Source organism: Cognataquiflexum nitidum (assembly GCF_022538055.1).
GTDB classification, from domain to species: Bacteria; Bacteroidota; Bacteroidia; order Cytophagales; family Cyclobacteriaceae; genus Cognataquiflexum; species Cognataquiflexum nitidum.
In genome coordinates this window covers 26330-41123 of record NZ_JAKZAM010000027.1, presented here as the reverse complement: position 1 = coordinate 41123, position 14794 = coordinate 26330, and the positions used below count along the sequence as shown (strand labels likewise).

The 14794-nt window shown below is 39.6% G+C and carries 28 protein-coding genes; all 28 read right to left on the bottom strand.

What is annotated here, in order from left to right; all coding sequences use genetic code 11:
* Positions 1-20 precede the first annotated feature (20 nt).
* The 28 genes from rpsK to fusA all read right to left on the bottom strand — a co-directional run bounded on the left by rpsK (position 21) and on the right by fusA (position 14789).
* Entirely contained in the window at positions 21-419 is a 399-nt protein-coding gene (rpsK, locus tag MMU07_RS16720) for a 30S ribosomal protein S11 (RefSeq protein WP_084118500.1), read from the bottom strand.
* A gap of 15 nt (positions 420-434) precedes the next feature.
* Positions 435-812 carry a 30S ribosomal protein S13 gene (gene rpsM / locus MMU07_RS16715; RefSeq protein WP_241127457.1) on the bottom strand — a complete coding sequence of 126 codons (378 nt, stop codon included), beginning with the start codon at positions 810-812 and terminating at the stop codon, positions 435-437.
* Between the two features lie 5 nt (positions 813-817).
* Positions 818-934, bottom strand: coding sequence for a 50S ribosomal protein L36 (rpmJ, locus tag MMU07_RS16710; RefSeq protein WP_014772314.1), 117 nt, complete (start codon positions 932-934; stop codon positions 818-820).
* Between the two features lie 6 nt (positions 935-940).
* Positions 941-1159, bottom strand: a complete 219-nt coding sequence (gene infA / locus MMU07_RS16705) for a translation initiation factor IF-1 (RefSeq protein ID WP_009034195.1) — start codon at positions 1157-1159, stop codon at positions 941-943.
* A gap of 2 nt (positions 1160-1161) precedes the next feature.
* On the bottom strand, positions 1162-1935 hold the full coding sequence (gene map / locus MMU07_RS16700; protein WP_241127455.1) for a type I methionyl aminopeptidase: 774 nt from the start codon (positions 1933-1935) through the stop codon (positions 1162-1164).
* Positions 1932-3254, bottom strand: a complete 1323-nt coding sequence (gene secY, locus MMU07_RS16695) for a preprotein translocase subunit SecY (protein WP_241127453.1) — start codon at positions 3252-3254, stop codon at positions 1932-1934. The genes map and secY overlap by 4 nt, the downstream gene beginning before the upstream one ends.
* Before the next feature lie 4 nt (positions 3255-3258).
* On the bottom strand, positions 3259-3705 hold the full coding sequence (gene rplO, locus MMU07_RS16690; RefSeq protein WP_241127451.1) for a 50S ribosomal protein L15: 447 nt from the start codon (positions 3703-3705) through the stop codon (positions 3259-3261).
* Between the two features lie 2 nt (positions 3706-3707).
* On the bottom strand, positions 3708-3887 hold the full coding sequence (gene rpmD / locus MMU07_RS16685) for a 50S ribosomal protein L30 (RefSeq protein WP_241127449.1): 180 nt from the start codon (positions 3885-3887) through the stop codon (positions 3708-3710).
* A gap of 5 nt (positions 3888-3892) precedes the next feature.
* Positions 3893-4411, bottom strand: a complete 519-nt coding sequence (gene rpsE, locus MMU07_RS16680; RefSeq protein WP_241127447.1) for a 30S ribosomal protein S5 — start codon at positions 4409-4411, stop codon at positions 3893-3895.
* Positions 4412-4419: 8 nt separating this feature from the next.
* A complete protein-coding gene (gene rplR / locus MMU07_RS16675) occupies positions 4420-4770 on the bottom strand; it encodes a 50S ribosomal protein L18 (protein WP_241127445.1) in 351 nt (116 codons plus the stop codon).
* Between the two features lie 5 nt (positions 4771-4775).
* Complete coding sequence (gene rplF, locus MMU07_RS16670; protein ID WP_241127444.1) at positions 4776-5333, bottom strand: 50S ribosomal protein L6; 558 nt, start codon at positions 5331-5333, stop codon at positions 4776-4778.
* Positions 5334-5342: 9 nt separating this feature from the next.
* Complete coding sequence (gene rpsH, locus MMU07_RS16665; RefSeq protein ID WP_241127442.1) at positions 5343-5738, bottom strand: 30S ribosomal protein S8; 396 nt, start codon at positions 5736-5738, stop codon at positions 5343-5345.
* 85 nt (positions 5739-5823) lie between these two features.
* Positions 5824-6093 (bottom strand): 30S ribosomal protein S14, encoded by a 270-nt coding sequence (gene rpsN / locus MMU07_RS16660; RefSeq protein ID WP_241127440.1) that lies wholly within the window; start codon positions 6091-6093, stop codon positions 5824-5826.
* Between the two features lie 8 nt (positions 6094-6101).
* A complete protein-coding gene (gene rplE / locus MMU07_RS16655; protein ID WP_241127438.1) occupies positions 6102-6656 on the bottom strand; it encodes a 50S ribosomal protein L5 in 555 nt (184 codons plus the stop codon).
* On the bottom strand, positions 6649-6993 hold the full coding sequence (rplX, locus tag MMU07_RS16650; protein ID WP_241127436.1) for a 50S ribosomal protein L24: 345 nt from the start codon (positions 6991-6993) through the stop codon (positions 6649-6651). The genes rplE and rplX overlap by 8 nt, the downstream gene beginning before the upstream one ends.
* Before the next feature lie 2 nt (positions 6994-6995).
* A complete protein-coding gene (rplN, locus tag MMU07_RS16645) occupies positions 6996-7364 on the bottom strand; it encodes a 50S ribosomal protein L14 (RefSeq protein WP_241127434.1) in 369 nt (122 codons plus the stop codon).
* A 2-nt stretch (positions 7365-7366) separates the two neighbouring features.
* Positions 7367-7630, bottom strand: a complete 264-nt coding sequence (gene rpsQ, locus MMU07_RS16640) for a 30S ribosomal protein S17 (RefSeq protein ID WP_241127433.1) — start codon at positions 7628-7630, stop codon at positions 7367-7369.
* A gap of 7 nt (positions 7631-7637) precedes the next feature.
* Entirely contained in the window at positions 7638-7832 is a 195-nt protein-coding gene (gene rpmC / locus MMU07_RS16635) for a 50S ribosomal protein L29 (protein WP_241127432.1), read from the bottom strand.
* 8 nt (positions 7833-7840) lie between these two features.
* On the bottom strand, positions 7841-8260 hold the full coding sequence (rplP, locus tag MMU07_RS16630) for a 50S ribosomal protein L16 (protein WP_113924108.1): 420 nt from the start codon (positions 8258-8260) through the stop codon (positions 7841-7843).
* A 23-nt stretch (positions 8261-8283) separates the two neighbouring features.
* On the bottom strand, positions 8284-9024 hold the full coding sequence (gene rpsC, locus MMU07_RS16625; RefSeq protein WP_241127431.1) for a 30S ribosomal protein S3: 741 nt from the start codon (positions 9022-9024) through the stop codon (positions 8284-8286).
* 9 nt (positions 9025-9033) lie between these two features.
* A complete protein-coding gene (rplV, locus tag MMU07_RS16620) occupies positions 9034-9423 on the bottom strand; it encodes a 50S ribosomal protein L22 (RefSeq protein WP_241127430.1) in 390 nt (129 codons plus the stop codon).
* A gap of 2 nt (positions 9424-9425) precedes the next feature.
* Entirely contained in the window at positions 9426-9704 is a 279-nt protein-coding gene (gene rpsS, locus MMU07_RS16615) for a 30S ribosomal protein S19 (RefSeq protein ID WP_113924105.1), read from the bottom strand.
* A gap of 2 nt (positions 9705-9706) precedes the next feature.
* Entirely contained in the window at positions 9707-10531 is an 825-nt protein-coding gene (gene rplB, locus MMU07_RS16610; RefSeq protein ID WP_241127429.1) for a 50S ribosomal protein L2, read from the bottom strand.
* Between the two features lie 13 nt (positions 10532-10544).
* Positions 10545-10832, bottom strand: a complete 288-nt coding sequence (rplW, locus tag MMU07_RS16605; protein ID WP_241127428.1) for a 50S ribosomal protein L23 — start codon at positions 10830-10832, stop codon at positions 10545-10547.
* A gap of 4 nt (positions 10833-10836) precedes the next feature.
* Positions 10837-11466 carry a 50S ribosomal protein L4 gene (rplD, locus tag MMU07_RS16600; RefSeq protein WP_241127427.1) on the bottom strand — a complete coding sequence of 210 codons (630 nt, stop codon included), beginning with the start codon at positions 11464-11466 and terminating at the stop codon, positions 10837-10839.
* A 4-nt stretch (positions 11467-11470) separates the two neighbouring features.
* Complete coding sequence (gene rplC / locus MMU07_RS16595; protein WP_241127426.1) at positions 11471-12103, bottom strand: 50S ribosomal protein L3; 633 nt, start codon at positions 12101-12103, stop codon at positions 11471-11473.
* Positions 12104-12352: 249 nt separating this feature from the next.
* Positions 12353-12658 carry a 30S ribosomal protein S10 gene (gene rpsJ / locus MMU07_RS16590; protein WP_009183381.1) on the bottom strand — a complete coding sequence of 102 codons (306 nt, stop codon included), beginning with the start codon at positions 12656-12658 and terminating at the stop codon, positions 12353-12355.
* A gap of 13 nt (positions 12659-12671) precedes the next feature.
* The gene (gene fusA / locus MMU07_RS16585; protein ID WP_241127425.1) at positions 12672-14789 is read right to left on the bottom strand and encodes an elongation factor G; all 2118 of its coding nucleotides are present in this window, start codon (positions 14787-14789) and stop codon (positions 12672-12674) included.
* Positions 14790-14794 lie beyond the last annotated feature (5 nt).

Here is a 14794-nt window from a genome sequence, read left to right as displayed (position 1 = left end):
TATATATCTTCTTTAAGAAATTATACTCTTCTACGTTTTGGAGGGCGACATCCATTATGCGGAAGTGGGGTCACATCCACGATGGTGGTTACGTCAAGTCCTACATTTTGTAATGTTCTGATAGCAGACTCACGTCCTGCGCCAGGTCCTTTTACAAAAACCTCAATTTTTCTCAATCCCAAGTCATAAGCCACTTGTCCGCAGTTTTGAGCGGCCATTTGTGCAGCATAAGGAGTGTTCTTTTTGGAGCCTCTGAATCCCATTTTACCGGCAGAAGCCCAAGAGATCACTTGACCAGAATTATTGGTAATAGAGATGATGATATTGTTAAATGAAGCTTTAATGTGGACTTGCCCAACAGCCTCTACTTTAACTACTCTTTTTTTACCTTTAGCTTTATCGTTTCTTTTCTGAGCCATAATCTAATTCAAGATTTATTTAGTTGCCTTTTTCTTGTTAGCAACAGTCTTTCTCTTACCTTTTCTTGTTCTAGCGTTATTTTTGGTTTTTTGACCACGGACAGGAAGACCCTTTCTATGTCTCAAACCTCTATAACATCCAATATCCATCAATCTCTTAATATTCAATTGGATCTCAGACTTCAGTGCACCTTCGGTTCTGAATTCCTCGGCTATGATAGTTCTGATAGCGGTAGATTCATCATCATCCCACTCACCTGCTTTCTTATCGAAAGAAATTCCCGCTTTGTTCAGGATTGATCTCGCTGAACTCCTACCGATTCCGAAGATGTAGGTCAAGCCGATCTCACCGCGCTTGTTGTCTGGTATGTCAACACCTGCAATTCTTGCCATAATGATTAACCTTGTCTTTGTTTAAACTTAGGATTCTTCTTGTTGATAACGTAAAGTTTTCCATTTCTCCTGATAACCTTACAATCAACGCTTCTTTTTTTGATTGATGCCTTTACTTTCATGACATTTTATTTGTATCTGTAAACGATTCTACCTTTTGAAAGATCATACGGAGAAAGTTCTAACTTAACTTTGTCACCCGGAAGTATCTTGATATAATTCATTCTCATTTTACCTGAAATATGCGCAATCAATTGATGCCCATTTTCAAGCTCAACCTTAAACATTGCGTTAGACAATGCCTCTACTATTGTACCATCTTGCTCTATCGATGTCTGTTTAGCCATACTTAGAATTTGAAATTTTCTTCTATATAATGATGCGTAGTCAAAATTTCGGTTCTATCCTCAAATATCGCTACAGTATGCTCGTAATGCGCAGACTGCTTCCTATCTGCTGTTCTGATAGTCCAACCATCTCTTTCTTGAACAATATTTCTCGTACCCAAATTTACCATTGGTTCAATTGCTAAAACCATACCCGACTTAAGAAGAGGACCACTCCCTCTCTTCCCGTAGTTTGGAACTTCAGGTGATTCATGGAGATTTTTTCCTATCCCATGACCAACCAATTCTCTGACAACTGTATAACCTTTGGCTTCTACAAACTTTTGAATTGTAAAACCTATATCACCAATTCGGTTACCAAATACGGCTTTTTCAATACCTAAATAAAGAGAATCCTTTGTTGCTTTGAGCAATGACAATACTTGGGGAGAAACTTCACCGACAGGGTAAGTATAAGCGCTATCGCTATGAAAACCTTGGTGAAAGACTCCACAATCTACTGAGATTATATCGCCATCTTTCAAAATATAACTATTTGGAAAACCATGAACCACGACTTCATTTACTGAAATACAAAGGGACGATGGAAAACCATTGTAGCCTTTAAAGGAAGGGACACCGTTGTTATCGCGAATGTACTCCTCTGCTATTTTGTCAAGAAAAGAGGTCTTTACCCCTTCTTTAATATGTTTGGCCACTTCTCCGTGAGCCTTTCCTAAAATTTGAGCACCTTGTTTGATTATTTGAACTTCCTCGGAAGTTTTGTAATGAATCATACTGCGGCAGCGTAATTAGTAGGGTTATTTTTCATGTTTCCACTCTTCATCATTCCCTCGTAGTGCCTCATCAACAAATAACTTTCAATTTGTCTCAAAGTGTCCATGATTACACCGACCATGATCAATAGAGAAGTCCCTCCATAGAACTGGGCGAACTCTCCTCCTACGCCTGCAATGATTGCAAAGGCAGGTAAGATTGCAATCAAAGAAAGTAAGATGGAACCCGGGAGCGTTATTCTTGATATGATATTGTCAATGAAGTCTGAAGTTGGAGCACCAGGTTTGATTCCCGGTACAAATCCCCCATTCCTTTTCAAGTCTTCAGCAATCTGCTCAGGATTAACCGTAATGGCAGTGTAGAAGAACGTGAAAAGAATGATCATTGTAGCAAAAACCAAGTTATACTGCCAGGATGTGAAATCACTGAATGTACTTCCAATATAATTGGCGATGTCACTCTCAGAAGACCATATTTGAGCAATTAGAGCAGGTAAAAACATCAATGATTGCGCAAAGATAATCGGCATTACACCTGATGCATTTACCTTAATAGGAATATACTGTCTTTGACCGCCATAAACTTTACCACCGACAACCTGTTTTGCATACTGCACAGGTATTCTCCTAGTCGCCTCAGTCATTGCTACAACCCCGAGAACCACAAAGAATAGTACTGCAGCTTCAATTAGTAACAGTAACATTCCGGAGGTTCCCTTAGAGAGTACTTCAGCAATAATGGCACCCGGAAATCTAGAAATGATGCCGATCATAATCAGCATTGAAATACCATTTCCGATCCCTTTCTCTGTAATTTTCTCACCTAGCCACATACAAAACATCGTACCGGCAGTAAGAAGCACAAGAGAACTAAACATAAAGAGGGTAGTGCCTACCATAACTGCTCCTGTTGGGAGAATGGTGGCAGTAATATAACCCACACCTTGAGCAATGGTAATCAATATTGTAAGAACCCTAGTGAACTGATTGATTCTCTTTCTACCGGATTCTCCCTCTTTTTGAAGTTTTTGGAAATACGGAACTCCAACAGTCAATAACTGTAGCACAATTGAAGCGGAGATATATGGCATGATACCAAGACCAAATATGGAGGCATTGCTGAATGCTCCACCTAGGAATGTATCTATCAAACCAAAAATACCTTCAGGGGCATCACCAAGCTTAGAAGGATCTACGCCTGGCAATACTATAAAGGAACCTAATCTAAAAACAACAAGAAAACCTATTGTATTTAATATACGGATCCTAAGATCTTCAATAGAAAAGATATTCTTAACTGTTGAGATAAACTTTTTCATTTATTTAAAGCTTGTTTACTGTTCCGCCTACTTTTTCAATAGCTTCTACAGCAGAAGCAGAGAATAAGTGTGCACTTACATTTAATTTGGCTGTAAGTTCGCCTCTACCCAACACTTTTACAACATCTTTTTTAGAAACTAAGCCATGTTCGACCAAAGTATCGAATGAAATGGTATCTAAATTAAACTCACTTGCTAAAGTTTGCAAAGCGTCTAGGTTGATAGGCTTATGAACTGTGGTATTGAGGCTCTTAAAACCAAACTTAGGAACCCTTCTCTGTAAAGGCATCTGTCCACCTTCAAATCCGAGTTTGGACTTATAACCTGATCTGGATTTCGCACCTTTATGACCCCTAGTAGAAGTCCCGCCTCTTCCCGAACCAGTTCCTCTACCAATTCTTTTGCTTGATTTAACCGAACCTTCTGCAGGTTTTAATGTATGTAGTTTCATAATTAAGCTTCCTCTACTTTAACAAGGTGACTAACTTTTCTTACCATACCGGCTATTGCAGGATTGTTTTCAATCTCCACCGCCTTGTTAATTTTACCAAGACCTAGGGCAACAATTGTAGCTTTTTGATCTTTTGGTCTTTTTATGGTACTTTTTACCTGAGTTATTTTAATTTTCCCCATCTTGATTAACCGTTAAAGACTTTTGACATTTTAACTCCTCTTTGCTGGGAAACAGCAATAGCATCTCTTAATTGTACCAAGGCATCAATCGTAGCTTTCACCACGTTGTGTGGATTGGAAGAGCCTTTAGATTTGGCCAATACATCGGTTACACCTGCACTTTCCAAAACTGCTCTCATCGCTCCACCGGCAATTACACCTGTACCAGCCGCTGCAGGTTTGATAAGTACAAAGCCTCCTCCAAACTTACCTAACTGATCATGAGGGATAGTACCTTTCAAAACTGGGACTCTTACAAGATTTTTCTTGGCATCTTCAATGCCTTTAGTTATCGCGTCAGTTACTTCATTAGCTTTACCTAATCCATAACCTACAACACCAGCACCATCACCTACAACAACTATAGCAGAGAACGAAAATCTCCTACCACCCTTTACTACTTTAGCAACTCGGTTGATAGCAACAACTTTCTCCTTTAATTCAGTATCTGTTGCCCTAATTGGTTTTCTTTTTACCTGAGACATAATATCTATTAAAATTTAAGGCCACCTTCTCTCGCACCATCAGCAAGAGCTTTAACATTACCATGATATAAGTAACCACTTCTGTCAAAAACAACATCAGTGACTCCGTTGGCTACAGCTCTTTCTGCAAGTTTTTTACCTACTTCTTTGGAAACGGTAATATTTGCATTTTTTACTGAACCTAGTTCTTTGGAAGAAGCCTGAGCGAGAGTATGACCTTTGAGGTCATCCACAAGTTGGGCATAAATTCCAGTATTACTTTTGAATACAGACAAACGAGGTCTAGAATCAGTACCGGAGATTTTCCTCCTGATACTTTTCTTGATTCTAAGTCTTCTCAAATTCTTATTAAAGGCCATATTAATTATTTTTTACCGGCAGTTTTACCAGCCTTACGTCTAACAATTTCACCGACAAAGCGTACACCTTTACCTTTATAAGGCTCAACTTTACGCAAGGACTTGATTTTTGCAGCTATTTGCCCCACAAGTTCCTTATCTATACCCTCTAAGGTAATTAGTGGGTTTTTTCCTTTGGGAGTTTCAGTTTTTAAGGAAACGGACTCAGGAAGCGCAAAAAAGATATTGTGTGAATAGCCAAGAGAAAGCTCTAAAACTTGACCTTGATTAGACGCCTTATAACCCACCCCAACAAGTTCTAGGTCCTTTTTGTATCCTTCAGATACGCCAACTACCATATTGTTGATAAGAGACCTATAAAGTCCGTGGAGAGACTTATGTCTTTTAGAATCTGTGGGCCTTTCGAGGATAATTTCTTTACCCTCAACCTTCACAGCAATGTCGGGATTCACATCCCTACTTAGAGTACCTTTGGGACCTTTAACAGTAACTGCATTGATTGCAGTTACGTCTACAGTAACACCCGCTGGTATATTTATTGGTTTTTTACCTATTCTAGACATGACGGTATATTAATAAACGTAGCAAAGTACTTCTCCTCCCACACCTTCAGTGCGAGCTTCTTTATCGGTCATTACACCCTTAGAAGTAGAAAGGATAGCGATTCCCAGGCCATTGATGACTCTTGGAAGATCTTCATGTTTTACATATTTTCTAAGACCCGGCTTACTAACTCTACTCAGGCTAACGATGGCATTTTGCTTTGTTGAAGGATTATATTTCAAAGCTATTTTGATAACCCCTTGAGGGCCGTTCTCTTCAAATTTATAGTTTTGAATATAACCTTTATCATGAAGCACCTTCGTGATCTCCTTCTTTATGTTAGAAGCAGGCATCTCAACGATTCTATGAGTCGCCTTGATGGCGTTTCTCAATCTTGTCAGATAATCAGCTATTGGATCAGTCATAATTATATAAGTCTAACTGCACTTTCCCGCTAAGGGAGTGCAAAGTTACACAATGATTTTTAGAATAAAAACTCTTGTTTGAATTTTACCAGCTAGACTTAGTAATTCCAGGGATTTTTCCTGCGGAAGCCATTTCTCTAAAGGTTACCCTGTTGATTCCAAACTTCCTCATGTACCCTTTTGGACGACCTGTCAATTTACATCTGTTATGTAGTCTAACAGCTGATGAATTTTTAGGTAATTTATCCAACCCTGCAAAATCTCCGGCTGCTTTCAAAAGAGCGCGTTTTTTAGCATATTTCGCTACAAGGCTTTCTCTTTTACGTTCACGAGCTTTAAGTGACTCTCTTGCCATGATATTTCTTAATTATTTTTGTTTATAAAAGGCATACCGAAAGCTTTCAACAATGCAAAGCTTTCTTCATCTGTTTTGGCAGAGGTCACAAAAGTGATATCCATACCTGAAATTTTGTTCACTTTTTCAATGCTAATTTCAGGGAAAATAATCTGCTCAGTCACACCCAAAGTGTAATTTCCTCTTCCATCAAACCCCTTATCATTGACACCTTTGAAGTCCCTCACCCTAGGAAGGGCAATAGTCATAAGACGATCAAGGAATTCGTACATCCTGTTACCTCTTAAGGTTACTTTAGCACCGATAGGCATTCCTTCTCTCAACTTAAAGTTCGATACAGAAGTCTTTGCTTTTGTTGCTACTGCCTTCTGTCCTGCTATCAAGGAGAGTTCTTCAACACCTTGGTCTACAAGCTTTTTATCAGCTACAGCAGCACCTATACCTTTGTTGATCACAATTTTGGTCAATTTCGGGACCTCCATTACTGAACTGTACTGAAATTTTTCCTTCATTGCAGGAACAATCTCAGCCATATATCTATCTTTTACTCTTGGATTAGCCATTGATCACCTCCCCAGTTTTCTTAGAATACCTAACTAGTTTACCTTTTTCATTTTCTTTTCTTCCTGTCCTGGTAGCTTCTCCCGTTTTTGGGTCTATCAGCATAAGTTTACTCAGATGTAGGGAAGCCTCTTTTTTCTCAATTCCTCCCTGAGGATTTGAAGCGGTTGGCTTAACGTGCTTGGTCACCATATTAATACCTTCTACTATCGCTCTTCTTTTGGTAGGATCGACAGAAAGTATTTTACCTGATTTGCCTTTATCATCGCCTGACAATACCTTGACGGTATCCCCGGTCTTGACATGCAATTTTGGTTGTTTGTTGAATTTTCTTTCCATGATTACAATACTTCTGGGGCTAAGGACACAATCTTCATAAATTGCTTCTCTCTCAACTCTCTGGCAACAGGACCGAAAATACGGGTACCTCTTGGCTCATCATTGTTGTTTAAAAGAACAGCTGCATTATCTTCAAATCTGATATATGAGCCGTCTTTCCTTCTGATTTCTTTCTTCGTTCTCACGATAACCGCTTTTGAAACGGTACCTTTTTTCATATTGCTGGAAGAGAGCGCAGATTTAACAGTTACGACAACTTTATCACCGATGGTCGCATACCTCTTTTTGGTACCTCCCAAAACACGGATTACAAGTACCTCTTTGGCACCTGAATTATCCGCTACACCTAGTCTGGATTCTTGTTGTATCATGATTACTTAGCCCTTTCTATTATTTCAACCAATCTCCAACGCTTATTCTTACTCAGCGGACGAGTTTCGCTGATTCGGACTGTATCGCCCTCATTAGCCTCATTTTTCTCGTCATGAACCATAAATTTTGTAGTCTTCGCAACAAACTTGCCGTAGATGGAATGCTTAACTTTCCTTTCTACGGCAACAGTGATGGATTTATCCATCTTGTTGCTCACTACCTTACCTGTTCTTTCTTTACGAAGATTTCTCTCAGCAGTAGCCATATTTGTATTATTTAGCTAGTTGTTTTGCCTTCAAGGTTGTTTTTAATCTCGCGATTAATTTCCTTGATTCCTTTATTTTATTGGGATTTTCAATTGGAGAGATAGCATGCGCAAAACTCAATTTTGATAAATTGGTCTGCTCAGAGGCTATGCGTTCCATTATTTCACTTTCGGAAAGTGATCTTATTTCTGCGTTTTTCATAGTTTCTTTTATCCAACGTAATCTCTACGTACTACGAATCTTGTACTTACTGGAAGTTTCTGTTGTGCCAATCTCAAAGCTTCATTGGCAACTTCAAGGGTGACACCTGTTGCTTCGAAAAGGATAGTACCAGGCTTTATGACTGCTACCCAATATTCAGGAGCTCCTTTACCCTTACCCATTCGAACCTCTGCAGGCTTCTTGGTAATAGGCTTGTCAGGAAAAATCCTGATCCAAACCTGACCTTCTCTTTTCATAGCTCTCGTCATGGCAATACGGGCTGCCTCAATCTGACGGGAGGTTATCCATCCTGGCTCAAGGGATTTGATGCCAAAGTTGCCAAAAGAAAGTTCGTGACCTCTTTGAGCAAGTCCTTTGACTCTACCCTTATGCATTTTTCTAAATTTCGTTCTTTTCGGCTGTAACATGATTTCTCACTTATGGGTGAAAATTAGTTATTTCTCTTTCTTCTTTTTGGACCACCTTCTCTTCGCTTTCCTCTTGCTGCAGCAGAAGCATTAGTCTTTGGCTCACTGGCTGCACCTACGTTAGGAGATAAATCTCTTTTTCCATAAACTTCACCTTTGAAAATCCAAACCTTAATACCGATGATACCATAAACAGTATTTGCCTCAGAAACAGCATAGTCGATGTCAGCTCTTAGTGTATGCAAAGGAATTCTTCCTTCCTTATACATCTCAGATCTGGCCATTTCGGCTCCTCCCAATCTACCTGAAAGTTTTACTTTTATACCTTCAGCACCGACTCTCATAGTAGCTGCAATGGATTGCTTCATTGCCCTTCTAAAAGAAATACGTGCTTGAAGTTGTTGTGCGATTGATTCACCGACCAACTTCGCATCCAATTCAGGACGCTTAATTTCAAAAATGTTAATTTGAACATCTTTGTTGGTCAATTTTTTCAATTCCTCTTTAAGCTTGTCAACTTCGGCTCCACCTTTTCCAATAACAACACCTGGCCGGGCTGTGTGGATGGTAAGAGTGATTCTCTTCAAAGTTCTCTCGATGACAACTTTTGATATTCCTCCTTTTGGAATCCTAGCGTTTACATATTTCCTGATTTGCTGATCTTCATACAGCTTTTCAGCGAAATCTTTTCCGCCATACCAGTTGGAATCCCAACCTTTGATTACACCGAGTCTAAAACCAATTGGGTTTATCTTTTGTCCCATAGTCTGATTTTAATTAGATTTTTCAGTTGTTTCTACATTATCAGCGGTAACATTTGAACTGTAGGAATCTACAATCAAAGTTACATGATTTGATCTTTTGCGGATTCTGTGGGCTCTTCCCTGAGGTGCAGGTCTGAGTCTTTTAAGCATCCGGCCTTCATCTACGAAGATTGTTTTTAGAAACAAATCTGCTTCTTCAATCTTCTCATCAGGATTTTTCGCCTGCCAGTTGGCTATAGCAGAAAGCAGGAGTTTTTCAAGTTTTGCGGCTCCACTGTTAGGAGTGAACTTCAAAATGCTTAATGCCTGACCTACTCTTTTACCTCTTACGAGATCAGCTACCAATCGCATTTTGCGAGGAGAAGTAGGAACGTTGTTTAATCTTGCTATTGCTTCCATGATTATCTCTTTCCTTTATCTTTCTTGGCAATGTGACCTCTAAAGTTCCTAGTAGGTGCAAATTCTCCAAGTTTATGTCCTACCATGTTGTCTGTTACAAATACAGGTATAAACTTATTGCCGTTATGCACAGCGAATGTATGGCCCACGAAATCCGGAGAAATCATTGATCTTCTTGACCAAGTCTTGATTACAGATTTTTTCCCGGTCTCGTTCATTACATCCACTTTCTTCAATAAGTGGTGCTCTATATAAGGACCTTTTTTTAATGAACGTGCCATATCTATTTGGTTCTTTTGCTGATAATGAATTTGTTAGAATACTTTTTAGGACTTCTGGTTTTCTTGCCTTTAGCAAGCAAACCTTTCCTTGACCTAGGGTGACCTCCTGAAGATCTACCTTCACCACCTCCCATAGGGTGATCTACAGGGTTCATTGCAACCCCTCTTGTTCTTGGCCTTCTTCCTAACCAACGGTTTCTACCAGCTTTGCCAAGCACCACATTCATATGGTCAGCGTTGGAAACAGTACCAACAGTAGCCATACAGGTTCCGAGAACAAGTCTCATTTCTCCTGAAGGCAATTTAATGGTAACATATTTACCATCCCTTGCTACCACCTGCCCATAACCACCTGCACTTCGTGCCATAGCACCACCTTTACCCGGTTTTAGTTCAATGTTGTGGACAATAGTACCCAAAGGAACGTTAACAAGGTGCATAGCATTCCCAATCTCAGGCGCTACGGTTTCACCAGAAATAATTTTCTGACCAACCTTAATTCCGTTAGGAGCGATGATGTATGATTTTTCTCCATCCTCATATTGCAGTAGAGCAATACGAGCGGTTCTGTTAGGATCATATTCTACAGAAACTACTTCAGCCACTACACCGAATTTGTTTCTTTTGAAATCAATAATTCTAAGTCTTTGCTTATGACCACCACCGATATATCTGTTGGTCATCTTACCAGTGTTATTTCTACCACCTGACTTTGGTTTCGGAGCCAAAAGAGATTTCTCAGGCTTTGATGTAGTGATCTCATCAAATGCCGGTGCTACTCTGAATCTGGTTCCTGGTGTTACAGGTTTTAATTTTCTAACTGCCATGATTCTGATTCAATTAAATTTCTCCGTAAAAATCAATTATTTCACCTTCCGCCACTTTCACGATCGCTTTTTTATAAGCTGCGCTAAAGCCAGAAACGATTTTTGTTTTGGTATATCGGGTTTTCGGTTTGCCTGCATACCTCATGGTACGGACATCCAAAACTTTTACACCATACATTTTTTCTACGGCTCTTTTGATTTCAGGCTTAGTAGCAGTTTTTTCTACTGCAAATCCGTAAACACCACGTTCATTCATTGCTGAAATCTTCTCGGTAATCAAAGGTTTTTTAAGTGTTGCCATCTTCTTACTTCAATAAAAGGGTTTCTAACATACTTACTGAACCTTCGCACAAAACCAAATTGTCAGCATTTAACAATTCGTAAGTGTTTACACTGTCTACAGTGACAACCTTTGCCTTTTTCAAGTTTCTGCTTGACAAATAAACATTCTTGTTTACTTCAGGAAGGACCAATAATGTTTTCTTATCTGACAAAGAAAGTCCATTCAACATAGCGATATAATTTTTGGTTTTTGGAGCCTCAAAACTGAAGTTTTCCAGAACCATTACGCTATTCTCTTTTGCTTTGTATGACAATGCAGACTTTCTGGCTAATTGCTTCAATTTTTTATTCAGCTTGAAGGAATAATCCCTTGGAACCGGACCGAAAACTCTACCTCCACCTCTAAATAAAGGGGATTTGATAGAACCAGCCCTAGCACCGCCGGTACCTTTTTGCTTCTTGATCTTCTTGGTAGATCCTGCAATTTCATTCCTTTGTTTGGCTTTATGTGTACCTTGTCTTTGGTTTGCCAAATATTGCTTTACGTCCAGGTAAATCGCGTGATCGTTAGGTTCGATTGCGAAAATATCATCAGAAAGATTGACTTTCCTACCTGTGTCTTCACCGTTATATTTTAATACTGCTAATTCCATTTTCTTACTTCTCTAGAATAACGAAAGAATTTTTTGGACCTGGGACAGAACCGCTTACAAGTAATAGATTCTTTTCAGGATAGATTCTAAGGACTCTCAAATTGATCACCTTTACTCTATCTCCTCCAGTTCTACCAGCCATTCTCATTCCTTTGAATACTCTGGATGGCCAAGAACAAGCACCAATTGAACCAGGATGTCTTGCCCTGTTATGCTGACCGTGGGTTTGACCACCAACACCAGCAAAACCATGACGCTTAACCACACCTTGGAAACCTTTACCTTTGGAAGTACCGATAGCATCAATAAAGTCACCTTCAATGAACACTTCGTCTGCTTTAACAGTCTTGCCAAGATCAACCTGACCTTCAAATTCTACTCTGAAGTCTCTGAATTCTACAACTTTCTGTTTTGGCGTTGTGCCAGCCTTTTTGAAGTGGCCCATCAACGGTTTCGGCGTATTTTTTTCTTTACGCTCACCATATGCCAATTGAACAGCGTTGTACCCGTCTGTTTCTACATTTTTTACTTGCGTCACTACGCAAGGACCAGCTTCTATTAGCGTGCATGCGACGTTTCGTCCATCGGCACTGAAAATGCTAGTCATTCCTACTTTTTTACCTATTATTCCAGACATCTTCCGTTGTATAATAATCTTTAAACCTAAGCATTTAAGTACTTAGGCGCTTTTTTAAGGACTGCAAAGTTAGGGTTTTTCCCCCAGCTTACAAACCCGAACTTTAATATTTTCAATTATTTACGAAAATAAATTGAGCGACATGAGCAAAACAGGATTTTAACTCAAATTTAATTTCAAACTCAAGTGGGCAAAAGAAAAACCCGCACCAATTAGGTACAGGTTTTTCATCAATATGTGCTTTGTCCGTCAGACTTTGATTTCAACATCAACTCCACTTGGAAGTTCTATCTTCATCAATGCGTCAACAGTCTTTGAGCTATTACTGTAGATATCAACCAATCTTTTGTAGGTACAAAGCTGGTATTGATCTCTCGCTTTCTTATTTACGTGTGGCGATTTCAACACAGTAAACTTCTCTTTCTTTGTAGGCAAAGGAATGGGCCCAACTACAATTGCTCCGGTTGCTTTTACCGCCTTTACGATCTTCTCAGATGACTTATCCACCAGGCTATGATCGTATGATTTCAATTTTATTCTGATTTTCTGATTCATTTTCTGTCAAAATTTAGGCTTTTTCACCTTTTACTTTTGCAATCACACCCTCTGCAATATTATTTGGCACCGGCTCATAATGAGAGAATGTCAAAGAAGCAGAAGCTCTACCTGAAGAATTTGTTCTCAAGTCGGTAACATAACCAAACAACTCGGACAAAGGAACATTGGCTTTGATAACGGTAGAGGTACCTTTGGTATCCATTCCTTTCATCATTCCCCTTCTTCTGTTTAAGTCACCTGTAATAGGACCAGTATATTCATCCGGAGTAACCACTTCTACAGCCATTATAGGCTCAAGTAATTGAGGCTTACATTTTTTAGCCGCTTCCTTAAATCCTATTCTGGCAGCTAATTCGAATGAAAGTGCATCAGAGTCAACATCATGGTATGAACCATGAAATAACCTAACCTTCATAGATTCGATTGGATATCCAGCCAAAGGTCCGTTTTTCATTGCTTCAGCAAATCCTTTTTGGATAGCAGGAATGAATTCTCTTGGAACCACACCACCAACTATACCATTTACAAAGTCAAGTCCCGGCTTGATTTCATTTGTAACAGGATCTGCATCCTTAGGGCCAAGTTCAAACACGATGTCGGCAAATTTTCCTTTACCACCTGTTTGCTTCTTGTAAACTTCTTTGTGCTCAACTGAACCAAAAAGAGCTTCTTTATAAGCGACCTGAGGAGCACCTTGGTTGATTTCAACCTTAAATTCCCTCTTAAGTCGGTCAATGATGATTTCAAGGTGAAGCTCTCCCATACCTCTTAGGATAGTCTGACCAGTTTCTTGATCAGTATTTACCTGAAGTGTAGGATCTTCTTCTACCAATTTGGAGATTGCCATACCCAATTTATCAACATCTGCCTGAGTTTTTGGCTCGATGGCATATCCAATAACAGGTTCTGGGAACACCATAGATTCAAGGACAACTTTTCGCTTTTCGTCGCAAAGAGTATCTCCTGTTTTGATGTCTTTGAAACCAACGACAGCGCCGATATCACCGGCTACCAATCTTTCGATTTGGTTTTGCTTGTTGGCGTGCATTTGAAAAACCCTTGAAATCCTCTCTTTATTTCCTGAACGGCTATTAAAGATATATGAACCGGATTCCAAAATACCTGAATAGGCTCTTACAAAGCAAAGACGTCCGACAAAGGGGTCAGTTGCGATTTTGAAAGCCAATCCTGTAAATGGTTCTTTTTCGTCAGGTCTGATGACAACTTCCTCTTCAGAATCAAGTCCTGTAGCCACAATATCATCTTTATCCAAAGGAGAAGGTAGCAATTCCATAACAAGGTCTAGCATGGTTTGCACACCTTTGTTCTTGAATGAAGAACCACAAACCATCGGAACAATTTTCATATCAATGGTAGCTCTTCTCAAAGCAGACAAAATTTCAGCTTCTGTGATTGAATCCGGATCATCGAAAAATTTCTCCATCAATGACTCATCGTAATCAGCCACTGCTTCAAGTAAATGCTCTCTATATTCAGCAACTTCCTCAAGCATGTCCTCTGGGATTGGAACTTCTGTAAAAGTCATTCCTTTGTCTTCTTCGTTCCAAACAATACCTCTGTTGTTGATCAAATCCACAACACCTTTGAAGTTATCCTCAGCTCCAATTGGAAGCTGTAATGGAACCGCATAGCTTCCCAACATTTCTTTGACCTGCTTACACACTTCAAGAAAGTTCGCACCTGAGCGATCCATTTTGTTAACAAAACCGATACGGGCTACTTTGTAGTTATCGGCAAGTCTCCAGTTAGTTTCTGATTGAGGCTCAACACCATCAACAGCACTAAAAAGGAAAACAAGCCCATCCAAAACTCTCAAGGAACGGTTTACCTCTACGGTAAAATCAACGTGGCCCGGAGTATCGATAATGTTAACTTGGTATTTGTTTTTTCTGTAATTCCAAAACACAGTGGTCGCAGCGGAAGTAATGGTGATACCTCTTTCCTGCTCTTGTGCCATCCAGTCCATTGTAGCCGCCCCATCGTGAACTTCACCGATTTTGTGGCTGACACCTGAATAGTAGAGTATGCGTTCTGTAGTAGTTGTTTTACCGGCATCGATATGCGCGGCAATGCCAATGTTCCTAGTGTATTTTAAATCTCTTGCCATTACTG